The sequence below is a fragment of the Flavobacterium branchiicola genome (assembly GCF_018383905.1).
GTDB lineage: Bacteria > Bacteroidota > Bacteroidia > Flavobacteriales > Flavobacteriaceae > Flavobacterium > Flavobacterium branchiicola.
The window spans coordinates 106,058-130,540 of the sequence record NZ_JAGYWA010000002.1; the positions used below are offsets into that span (position 1 = coordinate 106,058).

Here is a 24,483-nt window from a genome sequence, read left to right on the forward strand (position 1 = left end):
ATAACTTTGCACCAATGAAAAAAGTATATCTCGATAACGCTTCTACAACTGCTATGAGGCCTGAAGTGATTCAGGAAATGACAAAAGTTATGGCAGAAGATTTTGGTAATCCGTCTTCTACGCACAGTTTCGGGCGAAATGGAAAGACAATTTTAGAACTTTCAAGAAAAAGCATAGCGAAACATTTAAACTGCACTGCTCAGGAAATTATTTTCGTTTCCGGAGGAACTGAGGCAGATAACTGGATTCTTCGTTCTGCTGTCGAAGATTTGAAAGTAGAACGCATTATTACGTCTAAAATCGAACATCACGCGGTATTATATGCCAGTATGGCTTTAGAATCTGATTATGGTATTCAGGTTGATTATGTTAATATAAATGCTGATGGAAGCATAGATTTAACTCATTTGTCTAATTTATTGGCAGAGGAAAAAAAGACAATCGTAAGTCTGATGCATGTAAATAACGAAACAGGAGTTGTTTTGGATATAGACAGAGTTGGTGTTATTTGTAAACAGTATAATGCTTTATTTCATTCCGATACTGTTCAGTCTGTGGGTAAAACCGAGATTGATCTTCAAAAAACGCCCGTTGATTTTATTGTAGCAAGCGCCCATAAATTTCATGGTCCAAAAGGAGTTGGTTTTGCTTTTGTGAGAAAGAATTCAGGATTGCAGCCGTTAATTTTTGGAGGTGAACAAGAAAAAGGCTTACGTGCAGGAACTGAGGCAGTTCATCAAATTGCCGGAATGGCAAAAGCTTTGTCGCTTTCGTATGAGAATCTCGAAGAGGAAAGAAATTACATTACGGACTTAAAAAAATACCTGATTGAGCAACTCGAAAATCATTTTCCAGGCTTTAGAATTAATGGTAAAAAAGATGATTTTTATAATATTATCAATATTATTCTGCCTTTTTCTTCAGATAAAACGGCTATGCTTTTGTTTAGTCTGGATATGAAGGGAATTGCAGTTTCAAGAGGAAGTGCCTGCCAGTCGGGAAGTATAAAACCTTCGCATGTTTTAAAAGAAATGCTTTCAGAAGATGATTTGAAATTACCAAATCTCCGAATTTCATTTAGCCATTATAATACCAAAGAAGATATTGACTGGCTGATTGAGAGTCTTAAAACTGTTTAAAGGGTTTCAAGTTTCAGGTTTCAGGTTTTCCGGCAGAACGTGAAACCTGAAACCTGAAACAAAAAAAATACTATTTACGTATTACTTTTACCTGCGAATCATTCGTTAATTTGATGATTGTTGAAGGTTTTCCGGCTATTTTATCGTGATATAAATTCACAACATAATCAACACCATTTACAATTTCAGGGCTAATATCTTTAAAAGCAATTGGAGTTGGTTGTCCCGAAATATTGGCAGAAGTAGATACAAGAGGTTTTTTCATTCGTTCTAATAATTTAAAACAAAAAGGCTCTTTTACAATACGTATTCCAAGAGAATTATCGGCTGCAATAATGTTTGGTGCCACATTTCTTGGTTCGTCCAGAATTAAAGTGGTTGGTTTTTCAGATAAATCTAATAATTGCCACGCAACTTCAGGAATGTTTTTAAATACATTGTACATCATCTTTTCACCATTCATCAGTACAATCATACTTTGAGTTTCTGCGCGTTGTTTCAACTTGTATATTTTTGCAACGGCTTCAGGATTAGTAGCGTCGCAACCAATACCCCAAACAGTATCAGTTGGGTAAAGAATAATTCCACCTTCTTTGATGACTTCGTATGCTTTGATGATTTCTTCGTTCATATTGTAAATTATAATAGACTCAATTAGGAATGCAAAGTTATGAATTTTGCCAATAAATGCTTTTTGGGCGCTGTATATTTATCGCAATTAGTTTCCCAAGATTAAAAGCTCAGGTAATAATTGAAGTAAAATGGATTTTATTGTTTTGTTTTTTTAGATTTTGCCAAATTCATCAACGGCATTTCAATGTACTTAAAAGTAAGCTGACAAATAAAAATTAAAGGCAAAACTGAAGCTGCAATAATAAGCCAGAATTCCCAATCGGTTAGTTCTTTTGCTTTTTCAATTCCTACTACAAAGTTAAATAAGACATATAAAAGAATACCGTGTACTAAGTAAAGACTATACGTTACCTGCCCGAATTTACGCGAAAAGGCACTTGATAAAAGTCCGAAAAAATTGTTTCCTGAAGCAACGATTAAAAACACAACCGATGTGATGATGATTGGAATTGGTTTTCTGCCGCTATGAAAAAAGTATACCGACAGCAATAATAAAATAATAGATAAAACGGCATATTTTTTTTGTTTTAAAACCGTTTCAAGCTTTTTGCTGTCTACTATTAATGCTACACAAATACCTCCTATAAACGGAATGAAATGTCTTAATGAAGATTTATTAATAACCATTGTAATGGCAGCAGCAGCAAGAAATGCGATAAGGGTTTTGTAATTTACTTTAATTTTAAAAAATAAAGCAATTAACGGTAATAAGAAATAAAAAGCCCATTCATACGGCAATGTCCATGTTACACCGGCATTTAGAATACGGCTATTTTCCAGTCCGTTAATGTCAAGATCTTTGCGGACATTGAAAAATATCCAGGAAAGAATGCTTTTTAAATTTTCAAGAAAAGGAACCTGAGCTGTAAAATTAGTTACATACGCTACAATGAAAAATATAATAAGAACAGAGAAAAAGTACATAGGAAAAAGTCTGTAGAAACGTGCTTTTATGTACTCTGTCCAGTCGATTTGTTTCGTTTTACTATTGATTAATTTTCCGGTAAACAAAAATGCGGTAATTACAAAAAAGAAAGCGACCGTAGTTTGTCCAAACTGATTGAATAAATTCGATTCAGGCTCATTCCACTCATTGGTTTGCAGAAAAAATCTCCAGATATAACTGTGGTGCAAAAAGACAAAAAAAGCAAGGTAACCTCTTAAACCATCAATTTCAGGATAACGAATTTCGGTTAAATCAATTTTTACAACTTTATTGGTTAGTATTACAGAGACAATCAGGGCAATTAATACCGGTATTAAATAAATGTAAAGAGTAAAATTCATTTCTTTTTAGGGATAGAATCACATTTTATAGTGACGATTATGTTTGGGTTAAAATTTTTGCAAACATAGGAAACCATTATGGATTGCCATGTTTTTCTTTCTCTCTGATTCGTTAACTATTTAAAACAACAATTTCGCTCCAGCCTTCCAAAGTGTATTTCTTTAAAATAGAATCCGGGATTTTTTCGTATTCATTTTTAAAAAAGTCAACAGGAATCACCGGATTATTTTCATCGATAATTAAGATGTTGTTCGGATTGTAAAAATCGTAGTTTTTAATATCTGTATTGGTTGTGATCAGTTTTTTCTCCAAACCTAAGCTTTCAAAAACTCTGAATGTTAAGCCCGCCTGGCCAAGTCGGTTAATGTCTAAAAGTACTTTTGAGCGGCTGATATAATCATTTACCTCAGACAAAGGCATATGTTTTCGGATATAAGTAATGTTTTTATCCTCGTCATTTTTCTTTTTGTCATAGATAATGAACTTGAAATTTATATTTTGCAAGGCCAGATTGTTTGCAATTCGTTTTAAAATAGGCAGTCTTTTGTCTATTGAGCTAATATTGAAAACATCATAATCAAATTGATCGCTATTTTCTATAGCTTTCGAAGTATAAATCCAGTTTGAGGCAAATTTTAAGTTGAAATTGGCGCAATCCTCTTTTTCAAATGAAAAAACTTCATCAAAACAATGCAGAACACGTTTGATTTTTGGACAACGATATATATTATCATTAAAAAATCCAACAGACTTTTTAGTGTAGTTTTTAAATTCTAATATACTTTTAGGATCAATAAAATCTCCTTTTATAGTTAAAATAACATCCTGAATCTGATTGTTTTTCTGTAACTGATTTATAATTTCTTTTCCGTAATGCAGGTGTTTTAAGTTGGTTTTGAAAAACGCCTTTAAAATAAAGTTATAAGCTTTATGCAATACAGAAGGATATTTGTATTTGAAGGTATTGAAATCGATATGATGAACAATATGTCCTTGTTTTTCCAGACTTGACGCAATATGTTTGTTGAGCCCCCAGTTATCAAGACTTATTAAGGTTATATACATTATCTGTGAAATTGTTTTTATTAGTTGGTAAAACTAGCTAAATTTGCTGAAACAATTTTTATGATTTTAAGATTAAATCGCGGATATGAAAAATTTGAAAATATTCTAACGGAGTATATTCAGTTTTTTAATACCAAAGGAGAAGACTTTGTCATTGGTCAGCGTAATCAGATAAAACTTTTTGATTTAGACAATCAAAAAATAAATATAAAATCGTTTAAGGTTCCGCATCTCATAAATAAAATAGCCTACAAATATTTTCGAAAATCAAAAGCAAAACGTTCTTTCGAGTTTGCAAACCGATTATTAGAACTTGGTGTTGGAACTCCAAAACCAATAGCATTTGCCGAGTTTTCTTCAATTATAGGTTTAGAGAAAAGTTTTTATGTTAGCGAACAATTGGTTTGTGATTTAACCTACAGGGAACTTGTAGAAATTCCAGATTTTCCGGATCACGACAATATACTAAGACAATTCACAAAATTCAGTTTTGATCTTCATCAAAAAGGGATTGAATTTTTGGATCATTCGCCAGGGAATACTTTGATTAAAAAGAATGCCGAAGGAAATTATGATTTCTTTCTGGTTGATTTAAACCGTATGGAATTTCATCAGTCGATGTCTTTTGAAATGCGTATGAAAAATTTGTGTCGTCTGACTCCGCTAAAAGAAATGGTGGCGGTAATGAGCAATGAATATGCAAAGTTCTACAAAGAAGAGTCTGAGCAAAGAATTTTTGAAACGTTATGGAAATATACCTCAGATTTTCAGGAGCAATTTTATAGAAAAAAGCGTCTTAAAAAGAAACTTAAATTCTGGAAGAAGTAATATGTTTTAACTCTTTATACCGAATAAAGATACTATAAGCATTTAAATAACATATCGTGATTCCTTTAACGCCGTCCAAAAAGCCTAAACGAATTATAAATTGATATAAAAAAGTATATAAAGGATGAAATACCATTAATAAAAAAGATGGTTTTTGTCCTTTTTTTATTTTTTCGCGAGCCTTAAAAATTCCATATTGATACATTTTTTCTTTATAATCTGCGAAAGAAATATATGAATAATGTATTATTTTGTTTTTCAGGGTAGAAATTCTTCCGTTTACAACTAGTTTTTCATGAACCATTCGGTCTTCATTATAGCTGCAATCCGATTTATTAAAAAGTCTGAAAATTTTGTCCGTTTGCCATCCGCTAAAATTTAGTTTCTCATTTTTAAACATAAAAGTACGGTAGACAAGATAGGCACTGGCAGCATTTTTATCATTTATGACCAAGTTAATTTCAGCTTTTAAACCCGGAGTTAGTTGTTCGTCAGCATCAATAAATAATATCCAGGAATTTTTAGCCTGACTTAAAGCAAAATTACGTTGTGAAGTATAATTGATAAAAGTGTTCTGGATTAGTTTTACCTCTGGAAATGATTTAACAATACTAACCGTTTGATCTGTACTATAAGAATCAACAACGATTATTTCATCGGCAAAATCAATATCTTCAAGAAGTGATTTTATGCGATGTTCTTCGTTAAGCGTAATAATCAGAACTGATAATTTTTGCTTTTGATTCATTGGAATGCTATTTACTTTTTCAATTTTTATATTCTTGAAAATAAGCTTCCAGTTTTTCCAGCATAAGTTCTAGCGGATATTCTGCATAATATTCAAAAGTATGCTCCTTAATATATTGTTCTGTATGCTGTTCGTAGATTTCCGGTTTAAGATCTTTTAGGTGAATTGAAGCATTTTTAGCTTCATTCTCAAATAATTGCCAGGTTTCTTTTCTTACTGATGGAGTAAAAATTGAAAAAGTTGGAATCTCAAGTGCTTTTGCCATATTTACTGCGCCGCCTTCGTTCCCTATCAACATCTCACATTGTGAAAGTAATGCTAAAAACGGACGTAATTCTGTACAGTATAAGTCAAAAACGATATGCTTTTTAGTTTCTTCTGAACAATAATTATAAACTTCTAAGGCTTGTTCTTTTTGATCCGGAATGTAATTGAAAATAATAGTCGCATTAGTTTTAGCCACAGTAAAATCAATAATTTTTGCCATTCCTTCCAAAGGATAGGTTTTGTAAACTTCGCTTCCTAAAATACCAAACATAATCAATGGTTTCTGAGTATCGATGTTGTAGCTTTTCAGAAGTTTTTTTGCCTCTTCGATTTCAGATTCTTTTAAAAAGATTTTAGGTTTTACATCCGTAATTTTTTCTGAAATAAATGGCTTAAGAAGCAATAATCTGTTTTCGATTGCTAAACCGTATTCCGATTTAATGGCATCAAAACGTTCGTAACTATGATTGTAAAATACGTTAGAATACCATTTGTGGTACGAAACTTTATATTTTGCACCAGAAAACAAGGTAATTAAATTGGTTTCTAATTTACTGTAAACATCAATTACAGCATCGTATTTTCTTTTTCTAATCTGAAAAATAAACTTAAATAAAGATGGAATAGATTTTCTTACCTTATTTGTTAATGGAATTATAGTGTCAATGTTTGGATTTTCTTTTAAAACATCTACAGAATTTGGATAACACATATAGTCTATCTTAGCCTCCGGAAACTTAGTTTTTAAGTTGTTACAGATTATTGTACTTGTTAATACATCTCCGATTCTCTTTTGCTGAATGACTAATATTCTCATTTTTTTTATAATTCAATTTAGGGGCTAAAATACAAACTATTTTAGTTAGTGTACAAGTGATGCCGGTAATAAGATTAAACTAAAGTAAAAAGTTATATTTTTGTGGTCAATAAATTAAAATTTACGATGGGAATTAGTGGTTTGGTTATTACTTTCAACGAAGAAAAAAACATTGGAAAATGTATTGATGCTTTATTAAAAGTGTGCGATGAAGTTATTATTGTAGACTCTTTTAGTAAAGATCGTACTGTTGAAATTGCCAAAGAAAAAGGTGCAATAGTTGTTGAACAAGCTTTTTTGGGTGATGGACCGCAGCGTACACATGGTTTGCCTTATTGCAAAAACGACTGGATTTTAAATCTCGATGCCGATGAATTTCTGGATAAAGATGCAGAGCAATTTATTCTGAATAAAAAGTATTTAGAAGGGAATTACGACGCTTTTAGTTTTAGAGTAAAAAACTTTTTAGGAAATAAATTAATCGATTTTTCAGGCTGGTATCCCGATCACAAAGTTCGTTTTTTTAATAAACAGACAGCTCATCCGTCAGATTCTATTGTGCATCAGAAAATCATTACTCAAAATGAGAAGAAAGTAGCTGTGCATATTTTGCACTATGGCTGGGATTCTTTAGATCAGATTATTGCCAAAAAGAACCAGTACTCAGGTTGGCATGCTCAGCAATTATTTGATCAGGGAAAAAGAGTAAATGCTTTTAAACCGGTTTTAAATGGTACGGTAGCTTTTGTGCGTTGTTACTTTTTTAAGAAAGGAATTTTTAACGGTATCGACGGATTATCAATTGCAATGATTCAGAGTTTTTTCTCTTATATGAAATATGCTAAGCTTTTAAAACTTCAGAAAAAACAATAAATACAAAAAGGTTTTAAATAAAAAAATCCAAATTCCAACGTTAAATTGGAGTTTGGATTTTTTTTATGTTGGATTTTTTAAAATCTATACAGCAACGTCGTATTCACGAAGTGCATTGTTTAAAGATGTTTTTAAATCTGTAGATGGTTTACGAGTACCAATGATTAAAGCGCATGGAACCTGAAATTCTCCGGCAGCAAATTTTTTAGTGTAACTTCCTGGAATTACAACAGAACGTGCAGGAACAAAACCTTTCATTTCAACAGGCTCGTCACCAGTTACATCGATAATTTTTGTTGAAGCAGTCAAACAAACGTTAGCACCAAGAACAGCTTCTTTACCAACATGTACACCTTCTACAACAATACAACGAGAACCAATAAAAGCACCATCTTCAATAATAACCGGAGCAGCTTGTAATGGCTCTAAAACTCCACCAATACCAACACCACCGCTTAAGTGAACATTTTTACCAATTTGAGCACAGCTTCCTACCGTTGCCCAGGTATCAACCATAGTTCCTTCGTCAACATAAGCACCAATATTTACATAACTCGGCATTAAGATAACACCGCTAGAAATATAAGCTCCGTAACGTGCAACAGCATTTGGTACTACACGAATTCCTTTTTCAGCATAACCTCTTTTTAGTAACATTTTATCGTGGTATTCAAAAATACCAGATTCCCATGTTTCCATTTTTTGAATTGGAAAATACATTACAACAGCTTTCTTTACCCATTCGTTTACTTGCCACTTGTCTCCAACTGGTTCTGCACAACGTAATTTTCCAGCATCAACCAATTCGATAACTTCTCTGATAGCATCAGTTGTTGCAGTTTCTTGTAATAAAGCTCTGTTTTCCCAAGCTTGTTCTATTATAGTCTGTAAAGAATTCATAAGTTTTAATTTTTGGCAAAGATAGCGTATTTGTAGAAAAGCAAAAAAGTAAAAGCTTTTGAAAGTGTTATATGTGTAACATTTTGTTTGTAATTTGATAAATAAAAATTCAACTTATATAGAATCTGTTTTACTTAAAAAGCCACTATAAGTTTTTTTACTATCAAAATATGACAAAAATCAGATTTTGAATTTTTTCTTCGTTTTATTTTTGTCGGATTAATTCTAAGAAATTCGAATTAAAATTTACCAATCCAAACAACATTATAAGCAGTAAAAAATGAATCAGGAAAATCAACTTCGAACTCCAGTCACCGTCATCGATAAAGAAGTTTCATGGGATAAAACACAAGTAATCATGAGTAAAACAAATGCTTTTGGTATTATAGAATATGCCAATGAAGTTTTTGTTGATGTTTGTGGTTACGAGGATTATGAATTAATGGGACAGCCTCATAATATTATTCGTCATCCGGATATGCCAAAAGTTATTTTTAAGGTACTATGGGAAAATCTCAAAGCGGGAAAAAACTTTCATGCCATTGTAAAAAACCTGGCAAAATCGGGCCGTTACTATTGGGTAATTACCGATTTTGAAATCGCAAAAGACGAAAACGGCGCAGTTGTAAATTTTTTTGGAAGAAGGCAAGCCGTTCCGCAAGAAGTAATTGCAATGCATATTGAACCATTGTACAAAAAGTTACTCCAAATTGAAGCCGCAAGCGGAGTAGAATTTAGTGAGAAATATTTAATAGGTTTTCTGGAAGAAAAAAAGAGATCTTATGTTGAATATATTAAGGAGTTGATTTTTGAACACGAGAAATCTCAGGCGAAATTTGCTCAATACGAAGAACAAGAAGAGGAAGATGAAGAAGAGGAAAGAGGTTTCTTCAGACGATTATTTAATCGATAAATAAGAGTTTTTTAGGTTTACATATTTAGGTTCTGGTCCGTTTTGAGTTTTCTCAAGACGGACTTTTGTTTTGATGATAATTTTTGTGAAGTATTTCTATAGAAATAGAAAGGCTAAAATAAGTATCTTTGATAAAAATTATAAAATGCCAAGAATCCTCTCTATAGACTACGGACAAAAACGTACCGGAATTGCCATTACCGATGAAATGCAGATTATTGCTTCGGGTTTGACTACCATTCCGACCAATACTTTGATTGATTTTTTGAAAGATTATTTTGCAAAAGAAAAGGTCGAAGCAGTTTTAATTGGCGAGCCAAAACAAATGAACGGACAGCCATCTGAAAGCGCGTCTATTATAAAAGGTTTTGTCACTCACTTTTCGAATATTTTTCCTGAAATGAAAGTTATTCGTGTAGATGAACGTTTTACTTCAAAAATGGCGTTTCAAACAATGATCGACAGCGGACTAAGTAAAAAACAACGTCAAAATAAAGGCTTGATCGATGAAATTTCTGCAACGATTATGCTTCAGGATTATCTTTCTTCAAACCGCTTTTAGGTGTATTTCTGACGAAATTTACTTTTTCACAAAAAAATATGATTTTCTAACTTTTATCATGTAAAAATTAGTTTTTTTTTGCAATTGAAAAAAGTACCTTTGCACTTTAAAAACAAATTACTGTTATGCCTGACAATACAATACGTTCCAATAGTGAAGTAGTGCTTATTGGAGCTGGAATTATGAGCGCAACTCTTGGATTAATTTTGAAAGAGTTACAGCCGGATATTAAGATTGAAATTTACGAAAGATTAGATGTGGCAGCTGCCGAAAGTTCTGATGCCTGGAATAATGCAGGAACCGGACACTCTGCTTTTTGTGAATTAAATTATACCCCAGAAAAGGCCGACGGAAGTATTGATCCTAAAAAAGCAATAAGTATTGCAGAATCTTTTGAGATTTCTCGTCAGTTTTGGTCTTATTTAGTGCAAGAAAATAAAGTAGTATCTCCAGAAAATTTTATTAAAAGTGTTCCACATATGAGTTTTGTATGGGGAGATAAAAATATCGAATACCTTAAAAAAAGATTTGAAGCTTTACAAAGCAATCCAATTTTTTCTCAAATGGAATATAGTTCAGATTTTGAGAAACTAAAAGAATGGATGCCACTTGTTATGGAAGGAAGAGCGGCTACTGATAAACTGGCTGCAACTCACATGGAAATTGGTACCGATGTAAATTTTGGAGCATTAACAAGAAGCATGTTTAATTATCTTGAAAAATTGGATGGCGTAACTTTGTATTTTAATCACGAGGTTAAAAAATTAAAGCAACGTGAAGATAAATCATGGAGAATTAAAATTACCGATATTTCGACAGGACAAAAGCGTAAAGCATATACAAAATTTGTTTTTATTGGAGCAGGAGGCGGTTCATTGCCTTTACTTGAAAAAGCAAATGTTCCTGAAGGAAACGGTTACGGTGGTTTTCCGGTAAGCGGACAATGGTTAAAATGTACCAATCCGGAAGTTATTGCAAAACACCAGGCAAAAGTATACGGAAAAGCAAGCGTTGGAGCACCTCCAATGTCTGTTCCTCATATTGATACACGTGTTATTGATGGTGAAAAAGCACTTCTTTTTGGACCTTTCGCAGGATTCTCAACGCGTTTCTTAAAAAACGGTTCTTATTTAGATTTACCATTATCAATAAAAGCAAACAATTTAATCCCAATGTTATCAGCGGGATACCATAATATTCCTTTAACTAAATATTTAATTGAGCAAGTACGCCAGTCCCCAAAAGACAGAATGCAGGCACTCCGTGAATATTTACCTTCAGCACGTTCTAAAGACTGGAAATTAGAAAAAGCAGGACAACGTGTACAGGTTATTAAAAAAGATGAAAAAGAAGGCGGAGTATTAGAGTTTGGTACAGAAGTAATCAATACACATGATGGATCTTTGGCAGTTTTATTAGGAGCTTCTCCGGGAGCATCGACTGCAGTGGCTATTATGGTTGATTTGATTAGCAGATGTTTTACAAATCAGGTTAAAACACCGGAATGGGAAGCTAAATTAAAACACATGATTCCTTCTTACGGACAAACTTTAAATGATAAACCAGAGCTTTTGGCAGAACTTAGAAAACATACTTCAGAAGTTTTGAAACTTAGTAATTAAGCTCAATTTTACTTATATAAAACAACAAATCCAGATGAATTAATCTGGATTTGTTGTTTTAAGTTCTTTCGTTGTTTTTAAAATCTTTTCAGCAAGATTACTCATCCAGATTAATTGTTCGATAACCATTTGAGCTTCCTGCATTTTTGCCTGACGCGTTTCCTTGTCCAGATCATCATCATCTGCCAGACGTTTAAAGTTAACTCGCTTAAGTTCTTCAAACTGCAGTGTAACATCGTCTTTATCAAAAAAAGTATCATTTATTATAGTCTCATTTCGCAAAACAGAAATCGACTGATCCAGATTGGATAAAATAGTCTTTATAATATAATTAAACGATTCTGAAGCCGATGTTGTCTGGTGGGACTGAATATAAGTCGACAATGAAGCTAAAGCTGATAATATCGAATGATTTAAAACGACTAGTTTATTAACTAAAGGAAGCGTTTTTTGCTTTGATTTTGGCTCCTGCATCATACGCTGAAAAGAAGTCATTAAATTTCCTACTTCTACAAAGGCATTCTTTCTTGCTAAACGATAAGAAGTTGGAACTTCTCCTTTCTTATTATAAAAATCGGCAATTTCTTTAAGATAGTTTCTGTTTGCCCGAACTGAGTTTTCTATATGTATAGGTGTGTTTATGAATTCCCATGCAGGCCACAAAAATTGATTGGCAATAAAAGCCAAGATGGCTCCGGTAAGTGAATCCAGAATTCTAAACTGAATAACCTCTACAACATTTGGAGTTAAAATTCCGTATATAAAAACAACGTACATCGTAACAAACGTTGCACTTATTTTATAATTTATCTGCGTAAACGAAATTCCTAAAAGCATACAAACAATTGAGAAAATACTCAGAGCAACATGATTCTGAATTACCGAAACAATTCCAAAAGCAAATAATCCACCCAAAAGAGTTCCGAAAATTCTATTGTAAGAACGCTCTTTTGTTAAGCCGTAACCCGGTCGCATGATTACGACGATCGTTAGTAAAATCCAGTACACGTTTTGAAACGGAAGGATCTTGCCCAGAAAAAAGCCAAGCATAATGGTAATCGTCAATCTAAGAGAATGCCTGAAAATAGAAGATGAAAAAGTTAAGTTTTCTATTAAAGTACGCAAAGGGTAATATTGCGGAGTCAGGAATTTTTCGAGTTCTTTATCTTTGTCTTTCAGTTTGTAAGACTGCATTGCAAGTGAAAAAGCACGCTGAATAATTTTGATTTTTCCAACTTGGTTTTTTGCATATTTCAGCATGTTGGTCAACATTAAAACACCTTCGGAGGCTTCTTCTTTTCCTAAGCTCTTTTCGTAATCAAAAATGGCAAATTCAAGTGCGTCTAATTCATTTTTCAAATCATTTTTATCTACATACACAGAAATGTGGTGCACATTTTTTGAAAGCTTTTTTAAAGTCGAGGCCAATTTATAAGCTACGTTCTGGTACGTTCTTAATACTTCAGGGTGCTTGGCGAACTTTTCCTGAAGCTTACTGTGGTCAAAAGAAGTATATAAAGCCAGTTCCTGAATTTCAACCAGTGTAATAAAAACCAATAACATTTTACGGTTTTGAGCCGTCGTTCCGGAGGTATTTTGATTGCCAATCAGCATTTTTCTCAAATCTTCATGAATCAAATTCAATTCAACCTGCACAGCCAGCTGTTTTTCGATGATAGTTTCTCTGTTGGCTTCCGGATTCCACAAATCACCTCTTAGTTTTAAATATTTGGCAGTCAGTTTTATTCCTTCAGCAATTTGAAGTTCTACATATTTATAAGGCTGAATAAAATGGAATATTAGCGCAATGATAAGATATAAAATTCCACCTAAAAAAATAAACCCGGAATATTCAAAAGCTTCTGAACCTTCGTGTAAATGTCCAAATGATAATGAAATTGATAATAACGCAGAGAAAGAAACCAATGTTGCACGTTGCCCATAAACCGAAATCATCGAACATAAAAAGAGTAAGAAGCCGAGAAAAGGATAAAATAAAAAAGGATATGGGTAAGCAAGATTGACTAGTAAATTAACTCCGGAAACAATAAATGAAGCTACAATAAGTCCTTTTATTTTATGAGATAATGAACTTGGAATGTCGCTGGGATAGGTGTAAAACGCTCCCAAAGCAATTGTAAAACCTATTTCAAAATGTCCTAAAAAGTTCAGAATCAATACAGGAACAACAGAAGCAATAGTTACTTTTGAAGCATTTAAAAAATAAGCACTATTGGTAAATTTTGAAATTCGATCAATCATATAAAGAGGTTTACTAACAAAGGTAAGAATTGTACGAATTAATTTGGCATAATTATGGATGAGATTTTAACAGTCTGGCAAAAAATGCGATATTATATATTGTTTAGGATTATTCGTAGACTATTTTTTACTATTTTTGCCAGCTGAATTATGGGAAACTAAATTCAGTTTTTCAGTAGATAATGCAATAAAAGAACACAAATGATTTTACCAATTGTAGGATATGGTGATCCTGTTTTAAGAAAAGTAGGTGTGGCAATTACGCCAGATTATCCAAACCTAAAAGAAACTATAGCAAACATGTATGAAACCATGTACAACGCTTACGGTGTAGGACTTGCTGCGCCACAAGTGGGTCTGGCAATTCGTATATTTGTTATTGATACAACACCTTTTAGCGAAGATGACGATTTGGCTTCAGATGAACAGAAAGAATTAAAAGGTTTTAAAAAGACTTTTATTAATGCTAAAATTGTTAAAGAAGAAGGTGAAGAGTGGAGCTTTAACGAAGGTTGTTTAAGTATTCCTGATGTTCGCGAAGATGTTTATAGAAAACCTACTGTTACAATCGAATATTGTGAAGAAGATTTTGTAATGAAAACAGAAGTTTTTGACGGATTAATTGCCAGAGTTATTCAGCATGAATACGATCATATCGAAGGAGTTTTATTTACCGATAAAATATCTTCTTTGAAAAAGCGTTTGATTCAAAAGAAATTAAAAAACATTACAGAAGGCAAAACGTTTCAGGAGTACAGAATGAAATTTGCCGCTGCAAAAAAAGGCAGATAAATGTTCTAAATAATTAGAACTCAAAAGATATAATAGAAGAATTCTTAATACTAATTTAATAAACATGAATTTAGACAAAATTTTAGCCATTTCTGGGAAACCAGGTTTATATGTATTGAAAGTACAGACTCGTACAGGTTTTGTGGCAGAATCATTATTAGACGGAAAAAAAATTACAGTAAACTTAAAAAGTAACGTAAGTTTATTATCAGAAATTTCAATTTATACATACGAAGGAGAAAAACCATTGACTGAAGTAATGCAAAAAATTGCTACTAAAGAAAACAAAGGTCAGGCGATCTCTCATAAAGAAGATAATGCAACTCTAAATGCTTATTTTAAAGAAATTTTACCAGATTATGATGAAGAAAGAGTTTATCCTTCAGACATTAAAAAAGTTTTAAACTGGTACAATACACTTCAGGCTAAAGGTTTAGTTACTGATTTGGCTCCCGCTCCGGTTGAAGCGGCAGAAGAAGCTCCGGTTGCAGAAGAGAAACCAAAAAAAGCTCCGGCAGCTAAGAAAGCAAAAGCTAAAAAAGAAGAATAGTAGTTCTATACTTTTAAATATATTAATCCTGTTAAGATGTTTTTCTTAGCAGGATTTTTTACTTTTACAGAGAATCGGCAGAAATATAAAAAATAAAAAAATGAGCAAAGAACTTCAATTAAAAGCCTTCGAAAGATTATTGATTATCATGGATGAATTGCGCGAGCAGTGTCCTTGGGATAAGAAACAAACTTTACAAACGCTGAGACATCTTACAATTGAAGAAACCTACGAGCTTGGTGATGCCATTTTGGACAACGATCTAAATGAAGTAAAAAAAGAACTAGGAGATTTGCTGTTGCATATTGTTTTTTATGCCAAAATTGGTTCAGAAACAAATGATTTTGATATTGCCGATGTCTGCAATGAGATTTGCGATAAATTAATTCACCGTCATCCACATATTTATAGTGATACAGTTGTAAAAGACGAAGAAGAAGTAAAGCAAAACTGGGAAAAACTTAAGCTTAAAGAAGGTAAAAAATCAGTTTTAGAAGGAGTTCCAAGAAGTCTTCCTGCTTTAGTAAAAGCAAGCCGTATTCAGGATAAAGTAAAAGGTGTTGGTTTTGACTGGGAAGAACCACATCAGGTTTGGGATAAGGTGCAAGAGGAATTACAAGAATTACAAGTTGAAGTCAAAGCTGGCGATCAGGATAAAATTGAAGCCGAATTTGGAGATGTATTATTCTCAATGATCAATTATGCCCGATTCTTAAATGTAAATCCGGAAGATGCTTTAGAGCGAACCAATAAAAAGTTTATTAAGCGTTTTCAATACTTAGAAAGCAAAGCAGGAGAATTAGGAAAGCCTTTAATGGAAATGACGCTGGCTGAAATGGATGTTTTTTGGAACGAAGCAAAAAAGCTCTGATTACTCCGCCATTTTCTTTAATGCCTTAATGTTTTTAAGCATAATTTTTTTTCCAACAAGCTCAATCAATTCCAGTTTATTAAAATCAGATAACAATCGGATGCAGCTTTCTGTAGCCGTTCCAATCATTCCTGCAAGTTCTTCTCTTGTAAGTTGTACCTGAAGTGTTTTGTCTGCATTTTCTCCAAAAGCATCGTGCAAATGCAGTAAGGTTTCTGCTAAACGTTGCTTTACGGTTTTTTGAACCAAAGCAATTTTTTCGTTTTCAGACTCTTTTAAGTCTTCACAAACAGATTGCATCAAATTCAGTGAAAATTGATTGTTGTGATTAAAAAAGTGTAGAATTTCGGCTTTTGGGATAAAACAAACCTCCATATCTGCAATTGCTTTTGCAGATAAATTAGCAGGTTCATTACTAATCATAGAGCGTTGCCCTAAAAGTTCGCCTGATTTTACCAGTTTTACAATTTGGTCTTTTCCGTTTGCGCTTAGTTTAGAAAGTTTTCCTACACCATCTTTTACGCAAAACACACCATTTGTAACTTCACCTTCTTCAAAAAGTGCTTCACCCTTTTTTATGGTATAAGTAGTTTTGCTACTAGCCAATTTTACAACTTCCTCTTTATTAAGGGCTTTAAGAGAAGAAAGCTGTCTTACAATACATTGGTCACATTTATTCATAGCAAAAATATTTGCTGCAAAATTAACCAATATTCGGGTTCTTTCCCAGTAATATTCCTTAAAAAATGAAGAAAAATTTCACACCTGTATTTTGCTTCTTTTTATTTCTTAAATTAGAATTCTATTTCATTTTAATATGATAAATGTCATATTTATAATCGCTTCTTATTTGGAATATTTGTTACATTAAAAAAGAAACAAATTATGAGTGAGTTAGGTTGTTTTCATTGTGGACTTACCATTCCAAAAAATGAAGAAATCACTTTCGATGAAAAAAAATTCTGCTGCAATGGTTGTAAAACTGTGTATGAAATTTTTAGTCTTCACGATTTAACCTGTTATTATGATTTTGAAAAATCACCTGGTGCCACTCCTCAGGATATTGCCGGTAAATATGACTTTCTGGACAATGAAACCATTCTTTCAAAAGTACTTGAATTTCAGGAAGGAAATACTTCTATAGTTTCTTTAAATATCCCACACATACATTGCAGTTCTTGTATTTGGATTCTTGAAAATTTAAACCGAATCCAAAATGGAATTAATATATCACAAGTAAATTTTCCTGAAAAAAGAGTTCGAATAACCTTTAATTCAGATTTAGTTTCCCTTAAAGAAATCGCTTACTTATTAAGCTCAATAGGTTATGAACCTTATATAAGTCTTGAAAATTACGAAACAGGAAAAAACAATGTCGACAGAAGTCTGACTTATAAATTGGGTGTTGCTTTCTTTTGTTTTGGAAATATCATGTTGTTGTCTTTTCCGGAATACTTTGAAATTAAAGAATTTTGGTTAGATAATTATAAGCCTTTTTTCAGAATTCTGATTTTTGTTCTGGCGTTGCCAAGTTTCTTGTATTCTGCAAGCGGTTATTACGTTTCGGCTTATAAAAGTATCAAATCAAAAATGCTGAATATTGATATTCCAATTGCATTAGGAATTATCGTAATGTTCATCAGAAGTACTTTTGATATTGTTATGAATTACGGTTCAGGCTTTTTTGATAGTTTAACAGGGTTGGTTTTCTTCATGTTGCTAGGGAAAATGTTCCAAATTAAAACCTATAGTTTTTTAAGTTTCGAAAGAGATTTTAAATCCTATTTTCCTATAGCAGTTACAAGAATTAATACCGATGCATCCGAAGAAAGCGTTCCTATATATGATGTCTTAAAAGGAAACCGATTATTAATCAGAAATCAGGAATTAATTCCGGTTGACGGTATACTGATTAGTGATAAAGCAGAAATAGACTATAGTTTTGTTACCGGAGAAGCAGTTCCAATTACCAAAAAATCAGGAGACAAAGTATTTGCCGGAGGAAAACAAATCGGTAAAGTAATAGAAATGGAAGTACTACATTCTGTTTCGCAAAGTTACCTGACACAATTATGGAGCAATGAAATCTTCCAGAAAAAAGTAGATCAAAAACACAAAACGATAACCGATAAAATCAGCCGTTATTTTACGCCTCTTTTATTATTGATTGCATTTGCAGGATTTGGTTACTGGATATTTATTGATGCCAATACCGCATTTAATGTTTTTACTGCCGTATTAATTGTAGCATGTCCTTGTGCATTGGCACTTACTGCTCCGTTTACATTTGGAAATATCCTGAGAATAATGGGTAAACAAAAAATGTATCTCAAAAATGCTTTGGTAATAGAACAGTTGGCAAAAGTTGATACAATAGTTTTTGACAAAACAGGGACAATTACAACCAACAAAAAATCAAATATTATCTATGAAGGTACGACGATTTCTGATGAAAATCAGGTACTTATAAAAAATGTACTTAGAGCATCAAATCATCCTTTAAGCCGTATGTTGTATGATTTTCTGCCGGAATCAGGAAGAATTAAGATTGATGATTTTCAGGAAATAACGGGAAAAGGAATTTTAGCTTCAGCAGAAAATAATACCATTAAAATAGGTTCGGCAAGTTTTGTTGGCGGGCCTGAAAAAGAGGCTTCAGAAATTGAAAAAACAGCACTTCATATAAAAATTAATGATGTTTATTATGGCGAGTTTAACTTTCAGAATCAGTATAGAGATGGCTTAAGAACGTTATTTTCTACATTGAGTGAAAAATACGTGATAAAGGTACTATCTGGTGACAATGATGGAGAACGAGCTACTTTGGAAGCTATTTTACCAAAAAATACCGAATTGGTTTTTAATCAGAAGCCGGAACAGAAACTCGAATTCATAAAAAAACTGCAGGAAAAAGGGCAGAATGTAATGATGGTAGGGGATGGACTCAACGATGCCGGAGCTTTGGCTCAAAGTAATGTTGGAATTTCTATTTCAGAAAACGTTAATGTTTTTTCACCTGCCTGCGATGCAATTTTAGATGCCAGTGAATTTTCAAGACTAGATTATTTTTTAGGACTTTCTCATAAGTCTATTTTGATTATAAAAATGAGCTTTGGGTTGTCGCTTCTATACAATATAGTAGGGCTTGGGTTTGCAATTACAGGAAATCTCCTACCACTGGTAGCTGCTATAATAATGCCGTTAAGCACAATTACAATTGTTAGTTTTGTTACTTTTATGTCTAACTATTTCAGTAAGAGTAATTTATAACGATTATAAATAATTCTGAAAAGTTTTTTTACTAAATTTAACATTAGTCTTCTGACTATGATAATTATCATATTTTATACCCCGGTAACCCGCTAATTTTGTTAACATAAATTTATGGTATGAGTGTAATTTATCTCTTAATTTCAGTTAGTATTTGTGTAGCAATAGGCTTCTTTATTGCTTTCATCGTCGCGGTTAGATCCGGTCAATACGATGATGATTATACACCCTCTGTCAGAATGCTTTTTGACGACGAAACAAAAATTACTCCCCAGAAAAATAATTCACCAACCGAAGAAAAACAAGTATAATTATGGAAATGGAACAGTTTTATTACGACAACAAAATTGTAAAAAAATTCATTTACGCCACTATTCTCTTTGGAGTAGTAGGTATGTTAGTGGGACTGACCCTTGCGGTCATGTACCTTTTTCCCAACATAACAGATGGGATCGCCTGGCTTAGTTATGGTCGTTTAAGACCGTTGCATACTAATGCTGTAATTTTTGCCTTTGTGGGTAATGCTTTCTTTGCGGGAATGTATTATTCGATGCAAAGATTACTAAAAGCCAGAATGTTTAGTGGCTTTTTAAGTAACCTGCATTTTTGGGGTTGGCAGCTTATTATTGTAGCAGCTGCAATTACATTACCATTAGGGTATACCTCTTCAAAAGAATATGCAGAGCTTGAATGGCCAATAGATATTGCAATTGCAGTTATTTGGGTCGTAATGGGGATTAATATGATTGGAACGATGCTTCGACGCAGAGAACGCCATTTATATGTTGCGATTTGGTTCTACATTGCCACTTTTGTTACTGTTGCCGTTTTACATATCTTTAATAATATTGAGATTCCGGTTTCCGGATTAAAAAGTTACTCGGTTTATGCCGGAGTTCAGGACGCTTTAGTTCAGTGGTGGTATGGGCATAATGCGGTTGCATTTTTCTTGACAACTCCATTCTTAGGTTTAATGTATTATTTCATTCCTAAAGTAGCAAATCGTCCAATCTACTCTTATAGATTATCAATTATTCACTTTTGGTCTTTAATCTTTATATACATCTGGGCAGGACCTCACCACTTGTTATATTCTGCTCTTCCAAACTGGGCACAGAATTTAGGTGTTGCGTTTTCTGTAATGTTAATTGCTCCATCTTGGGGAGGTATGATCAACGGATTATTAACCTTGAGAGGTGCGTGGGATAAAGTTCGTGAAGAACCGGTTTTAAAATTCTTTGTAGTAGCAATTACAGGTTACGGAATGGCAACTTTTGAAGGGCCAATGCTTTCTCTTAAAAATGTAAATGCTATCGCGCACTATACTGACTGGATCGTAGCGCACGTACACGTGGGAGCATTAGCATGGAACGGATTTATGTCATTTGGTATTATCTACTGGTTGATTCCAAGAATGACAAAATCGAACTTATTCTCTAAGAAACTGGCAAATTTCCATTTCTGGATTGGTACTTTAGGTATTATCGTGTATACAATTCCATTGTATGTGGCAGGTTTTCAACAAGCTTCAATGTGGAAACAATTTAATCCGGACGGAACTTTAACCTACGGGAATTTCCTTGAAACCGTAACAGCAATTATGCCAATGTACTGGATGAGAGCTATTGGGGGAAGTTTATACTTAATAGGTATGTTGACGCTGGTTTACAATATTATCATGACGGTAAAAGCTGGTGAGACAATTGAAGATGAATTAGCTCAGGCTCCGGCTTTACAAACAATAAGAAGTAGCAGATTGAATGGTGAAAAATTCCATTCTTGGTTAGAAAGAAAACCAATTCAGTTAACCATTTTAGCAACAATTGCTATTTTAATTGGAGGAGTTATTCAGATTGTACCCACGATTATGGTAAAATCAAATATTCCGACAATTTCAAGTGTGAAACCTTATACACCTCTTGAATTAGAAGGTCGTGACTTATATATCAGAGAAGGTTGTGTGGGTTGTCACTCACAATCCGTTAGACCTTTTAGAAGTGAGGTAGAACGTTATGGACCTCAGGCAAAAGCTGGAGAGTTTGTTTATGATCATCCATTTTTATGGGGATCTAAACGTACAGGTCCTGATTTATTGAGAGTAGGTGGAAAATACAATGATAACTGGCATTTTAACCACATGTGGAATCCACAAAGTACATCTGCCGGATCAATCATGCCAGGCTATAAATGGTTGTTTGATAACAAGCCAATGGACATATCACTTACTCAGAAAAAAATGCAGGTGATGGTCACTTTAGGAGTGCCGTATTCTGCAGATGAAGTTGCAAATGCGCAACGAACATTAAGAGAGCAGGCAGTAAAAATTGAAAAAAGCTTAGAAAGTGATCCTGACTTTGTAAAAAGTTATGAAGACAGTAGAAAGAAAGCAGCTGCAAAAGGCGAAAAATTCATTCCGATGAACGAACGTGAAATCGTTGCCCTGATTGCTTATATTCAAAGACTTGGTACTGATATTAAAGTAAAAGAAACTTCTAAATAACAGCATTATGTTTGAACAAATAAAACACAATATGGAAACAATATCGGGTATTGAAGTGTACCCGATTATTTCTCTCTTGATTTTCTTTTTCTTTTTCGTAGGACTTGGCTTTTGGGTGTTTACATATAAAAAAGATAAAATTCAGGAAATGAGTCAGATACCTTTGGATGAAGGAAGTAGTATAATTTCAAAAGATAGACAACAATGAAAAAGTTTTTCCCAGCATACATAAGAGTACCGTTAATTTTCTTCATCGGTTTTGCTTTGATGGAATATTTTATAGATTCAGGAGATAAACCTGCATTTATTAAGTTTCCAATGGTTTCTGTCTTTTTGCTAGTTTTTCTATTTATTTTAATTGCAATAGAAATTACTTTAAGTGCAGTCAATCGAGTTCTATATCAATTGATGACGCCGGAAGAAAAAGCAAAAGCTGATTACGAGGAAAGTCTAAGTCTTAAAGAAAGTACCTGGTACAAAGATCTAATGCATAAGCTGACTAAAACGCAGCCTATGGAAAGAGAAGGTGACTTATTAATGGATCATGATTATGACGGAATTAAAGAATTAGATAATAATTTACCGCCATGGTGGGTTTATTTATTCTATATCTGTATCATTTTTGGAGTGATCTATTTTGCAAAATATGAGATGTTTGGAGGTGATGATCAGGAAATGGAGTTGAAGAAAGAAATGGCACAGGCAAAAATAGATGTTGATGAATATCTTAAAACTGCTCCGGATTTAATGGATGAAAAGACAGTAGTCTTATTAACTGATGCTCCAAGTTTAGAAGCCGGAAAAGAAATTTTCACAACGAATTGTGCTGCTTGTCACCGTGCTGACGGTGGTGGACAAATTGGACCAAACCTTACAGATGATCGTTGGATTTTGGGTGGAGGAGTTAAAAATCTTTTCCATACGATTACAAACGGAGGACGTGACGGTAAAGGAATGATTGCCTGGAAAGGAACTTTAAAACCAAAAGAGATTCAAAAAGTAGCAAGTTACATTTTGTCTTTACAGGGAAGTAATCCTAAAGATCCAAAAGAAGCAGAAGGTGAAGTTTGGGTAGACGATAGCGCTCCTAAAACCGATGCAGCAGCTGCAAGCACACAAAAAGATACCACTGAAGTTAAAAAATAATTAGAATATCATGTCAAATTTACCAGACGAAGCTTTTAGAGATACCATAGGAACTATAGACGAAGGCGGTAATCGGAAATTTATATTCCCTAAGAAACCGTCTGGTAAATTTTATAATTACCGCAAAATTGTCAGCTATGTTTTGCTGGCTATTTTGTTAATAAACCCGTTTATTAAAGTAAACGGAAATCAATTTATGATGTTCAATGTTATCGAACGTCGTTTTAATATATTTGGATTCCCCTTTTGGCCTCAGGATTTTTACCTGTTTGTTATTTCAATGCTTGTTGGCGTTGTATTTATAATCTTGTTTACAGTTGTTTTTGGAAGGATATTTTGTGGATGGATTTGCCCTCAGACCATATTTTTGGAGATGGTTTTTCGCCGAATTGAATATTGGATCGATGGTGATCGAGGATCTCAGTCTCGTTTAGCCAGAATGGAATGGAATGCTGAGAAAATTAGAAAAAGAGTCATAAAATGGACGATTTTCTTCGTGATCTCTTTTGTTATTGCAAATGTTTTCCTGGCTTATTTAGTTGGTAGCGATGCCTTATTCTTAATGATAGAGCAGGGACCAATTAAACAGTCAAGTAATTTTATTGCACTTCTTATTTTTACCGGTATTTTTTATTTTGTTTTTGTGTGGTTTCGTGAGCAGGTTTGTATTATAGCTTGTCCTTACGGTAGATTACAAGGAGTACTGCTAGATAATAAATCGATTAATGTTGCTTATGATTTTGTGCGTGGCGAAAAAGAAAAAGGGCGTGCAAAATTTAATAAAAAAGAAGACAGAGTCTTAACCGGAAAGGGAGACTGTATTGACTGTCTTCAGTGTGTTCATGTTTGTCCTATGGGAATTGACATTAGAAACGGTACACAACTGGAATGTACTAATTGTACCGCTTGTATCGATGAATGTGATCATATAATGGAATCTGTTGGATTGCCAAAAGGTCTAATTCGTTATGCATCAGAAGATGAAATCACTAAAAAAGAACCTTTCAAATTTACTTCAAGAATGAAAGGATATACAGCGGTGTTGTTTATTCTGTTAAGTATCTTTGTTGGAATGTTGTTTTTAAGAACAGATGTTCAGGCGGTTATTTTACGCTTGCCGGGGCAACTTTTTCAACATGAAGGCGACAAAATCAGTAATGTTTACACCTATAAAATTGTAAACAAAACGATGAAAGACTACAATGATATCCATTTTGAGTTAATTGATCAAAAAGGAGAAATTAGCAATGTTGGAAAAACTCATTTTAAAGTAGCTAAAGAAGGTATTTCGCAAGGAACTTTGTTTATTAAAATTAATGAAGCACTTTTAGAAAGTGATAAAACCAATGTAAAAATTGGCATTTATAACGGCGAAGAATTACTCGAAACAACGACCACAAATTTCTTAGGACCACGAAGTTTTAATTAAAATTATAG

Annotated in this window: 23 protein-coding genes; 15 read left to right on the forward strand and 8 right to left on the reverse strand. The window is 33.2% G+C overall.

The window, feature by feature from the left end:
* The first annotated feature begins 14 nt into the window (after window positions 1–14).
* Entirely contained in the window at window positions 15–1,139 is a 1,125-nt protein-coding gene (locus KHA98_RS04095; RefSeq protein ID WP_213255599.1) for a cysteine desulfurase family protein, read from the forward strand.
* 70 nt (window positions 1,140–1,209) lie between these two features.
* On the opposite strand, the gene KHA98_RS04100 is transcribed toward KHA98_RS04095, so the two are convergent.
* From KHA98_RS04100 to KHA98_RS04110, 3 genes are all read right to left on the reverse strand, one after another.
* Window positions 1,210–1,770, reverse strand: a complete 561-nt coding sequence (locus KHA98_RS04100) for an L-threonylcarbamoyladenylate synthase (protein ID WP_213255601.1) — start codon at window positions 1,768–1,770, stop codon at window positions 1,210–1,212.
* Window positions 1,771–1,907: 137 nt separating this feature from the next.
* The gene (locus KHA98_RS04105) at window positions 1,908–3,059 is read right to left on the reverse strand and encodes an acyltransferase family protein (protein ID WP_213255603.1); all 1,152 of its coding nucleotides are present in this window, start codon (window positions 3,057–3,059) and stop codon (window positions 1,908–1,910) included.
* 112 nt (window positions 3,060–3,171) lie between these two features.
* On the reverse strand, window positions 3,172–4,125 hold the full coding sequence (locus KHA98_RS04110; protein WP_213255605.1) for a CgeB family protein: 954 nt from the start codon (window positions 4,123–4,125) through the stop codon (window positions 3,172–3,174).
* Between the two features lie 60 nt (window positions 4,126–4,185).
* On the opposite strand from KHA98_RS04110, the gene KHA98_RS04115 reads away from it, so the two are divergent.
* Window positions 4,186–4,953, forward strand: a complete 768-nt coding sequence (locus tag KHA98_RS04115) for a lipopolysaccharide kinase InaA family protein (protein ID WP_213255607.1) — start codon at window positions 4,186–4,188, stop codon at window positions 4,951–4,953.
* Here KHA98_RS04115 and KHA98_RS04120 read toward each other — a convergent pair.
* Entirely contained in the window at window positions 4,934–5,701 is a 768-nt protein-coding gene (locus KHA98_RS04120; RefSeq protein WP_213255609.1) for a glycosyltransferase family 2 protein, read from the reverse strand. The genes KHA98_RS04115 and KHA98_RS04120 overlap by 20 nt on opposite strands.
* A gap of 19 nt (window positions 5,702–5,720) precedes the next feature.
* The gene (locus KHA98_RS04125) at window positions 5,721–6,785 is read right to left on the reverse strand and encodes a glycosyltransferase family 9 protein (protein ID WP_213255611.1); all 1,065 of its coding nucleotides are present in this window, start codon (window positions 6,783–6,785) and stop codon (window positions 5,721–5,723) included.
* Between the two features lie 126 nt (window positions 6,786–6,911).
* Here KHA98_RS04125 and KHA98_RS04130 point away from each other — a divergent pair, with 126 nt between their 5' ends.
* A complete protein-coding gene (locus KHA98_RS04130) occupies window positions 6,912–7,658 on the forward strand; it encodes a glycosyltransferase family 2 protein (protein ID WP_213256676.1) in 747 nt (248 codons plus the stop codon).
* An 84-nt stretch (window positions 7,659–7,742) separates the two neighbouring features.
* Here the strand turns inward: KHA98_RS04130 and KHA98_RS04135 are convergent, their stop codons facing one another.
* Window positions 7,743–8,558 (reverse strand): 2,3,4,5-tetrahydropyridine-2,6-dicarboxylate N-succinyltransferase, encoded by an 816-nt coding sequence (locus tag KHA98_RS04135; protein ID WP_035683702.1) that lies wholly within the window; start codon window positions 8,556–8,558, stop codon window positions 7,743–7,745.
* 280 nt (window positions 8,559–8,838) lie between these two features.
* Here KHA98_RS04135 and KHA98_RS04140 point away from each other — a divergent pair, with 280 nt between their 5' ends.
* The 3 genes from KHA98_RS04140 (at window position 8,839) to KHA98_RS04150 (ending at window position 11,655) form a co-directional block, all read left to right on the forward strand.
* Window positions 8,839–9,471 carry a PAS domain-containing protein gene (locus KHA98_RS04140; protein WP_213255612.1) on the forward strand — a complete coding sequence of 211 codons (633 nt, stop codon included), beginning with the start codon at window positions 8,839–8,841 and terminating at the stop codon, window positions 9,469–9,471.
* 145 nt (window positions 9,472–9,616) lie between these two features.
* Window positions 9,617–10,033: a Holliday junction resolvase RuvX gene (gene ruvX, locus KHA98_RS04145; RefSeq protein WP_213255614.1), complete on the forward strand. Its 417-nt coding sequence runs from the start codon at window positions 9,617–9,619 to the stop codon at window positions 10,031–10,033.
* A gap of 125 nt (window positions 10,034–10,158) precedes the next feature.
* A complete protein-coding gene (locus KHA98_RS04150; RefSeq protein ID WP_213255617.1) occupies window positions 10,159–11,655 on the forward strand; it encodes a malate:quinone oxidoreductase in 1,497 nt (498 codons plus the stop codon).
* A gap of 39 nt (window positions 11,656–11,694) precedes the next feature.
* Here KHA98_RS04150 and KHA98_RS04155 read toward each other — a convergent pair whose 3' ends face one another.
* Window positions 11,695–13,917, reverse strand: coding sequence for an FUSC family protein (locus KHA98_RS04155; protein ID WP_213255619.1), 2,223 nt, complete (start codon window positions 13,915–13,917; stop codon window positions 11,695–11,697).
* 201 nt (window positions 13,918–14,118) lie between these two features.
* On the opposite strand from KHA98_RS04155, the gene def reads away from it, so the two are divergent.
* From def to mazG, 3 genes are all read left to right on the forward strand, one after another.
* Complete coding sequence (gene def, locus KHA98_RS04160) at window positions 14,119–14,709, forward strand: peptide deformylase (protein WP_213255621.1); 591 nt, start codon at window positions 14,119–14,121, stop codon at window positions 14,707–14,709.
* Between the two features lie 64 nt (window positions 14,710–14,773).
* Window positions 14,774–15,259 carry a DUF5606 family protein gene (locus KHA98_RS04165; RefSeq protein WP_213255623.1) on the forward strand — a complete coding sequence of 162 codons (486 nt, stop codon included), beginning with the start codon at window positions 14,774–14,776 and terminating at the stop codon, window positions 15,257–15,259.
* A gap of 100 nt (window positions 15,260–15,359) precedes the next feature.
* Window positions 15,360–16,130: a nucleoside triphosphate pyrophosphohydrolase gene (mazG, locus tag KHA98_RS04170; RefSeq protein WP_213255625.1), complete on the forward strand. Its 771-nt coding sequence runs from the start codon at window positions 15,360–15,362 to the stop codon at window positions 16,128–16,130.
* Here mazG and KHA98_RS04175 read toward each other — a convergent pair whose 3' ends face one another.
* The gene (locus tag KHA98_RS04175) at window positions 16,131–16,811 is read right to left on the reverse strand and encodes a Crp/Fnr family transcriptional regulator (protein WP_213255627.1); all 681 of its coding nucleotides are present in this window, start codon (window positions 16,809–16,811) and stop codon (window positions 16,131–16,133) included.
* 204 nt (window positions 16,812–17,015) lie between these two features.
* Between KHA98_RS04175 and KHA98_RS04180 the strand changes: the two genes are divergently transcribed.
* From KHA98_RS04180 to ccoG, 6 genes are all read left to right on the forward strand, one after another.
* The gene (locus tag KHA98_RS04180) at window positions 17,016–19,400 is read left to right on the forward strand and encodes a heavy metal translocating P-type ATPase (protein WP_213255629.1); all 2,385 of its coding nucleotides are present in this window, start codon (window positions 17,016–17,018) and stop codon (window positions 19,398–19,400) included.
* A 119-nt stretch (window positions 19,401–19,519) separates the two neighbouring features.
* Entirely contained in the window at window positions 19,520–19,711 is a 192-nt protein-coding gene (gene ccoS / locus KHA98_RS04185) for a cbb3-type cytochrome oxidase assembly protein CcoS (RefSeq protein ID WP_213255631.1), read from the forward strand.
* Between the two features lie 2 nt (window positions 19,712–19,713).
* Window positions 19,714–21,900: a cytochrome-c oxidase, cbb3-type subunit I gene (gene ccoN / locus KHA98_RS04190; protein WP_213255633.1), complete on the forward strand. Its 2,187-nt coding sequence runs from the start codon at window positions 19,714–19,716 to the stop codon at window positions 21,898–21,900.
* A gap of 7 nt (window positions 21,901–21,907) precedes the next feature.
* Window positions 21,908–22,108: a CcoQ/FixQ family Cbb3-type cytochrome c oxidase assembly chaperone gene (locus KHA98_RS04195; RefSeq protein WP_213255635.1), complete on the forward strand. Its 201-nt coding sequence runs from the start codon at window positions 21,908–21,910 to the stop codon at window positions 22,106–22,108.
* On the forward strand, window positions 22,105–23,046 hold the full coding sequence (locus KHA98_RS04200) for a cbb3-type cytochrome c oxidase N-terminal domain-containing protein (RefSeq protein ID WP_213255637.1): 942 nt from the start codon (window positions 22,105–22,107) through the stop codon (window positions 23,044–23,046). The genes KHA98_RS04195 and KHA98_RS04200 overlap by 4 nt, the downstream gene beginning before the upstream one ends.
* 10 nt (window positions 23,047–23,056) lie before the next feature.
* Entirely contained in the window at window positions 23,057–24,475 is a 1,419-nt protein-coding gene (gene ccoG, locus KHA98_RS04205; protein ID WP_213255639.1) for a cytochrome c oxidase accessory protein CcoG, read from the forward strand.
* Window positions 24,476–24,483: the final 8 nt, after the last annotated feature.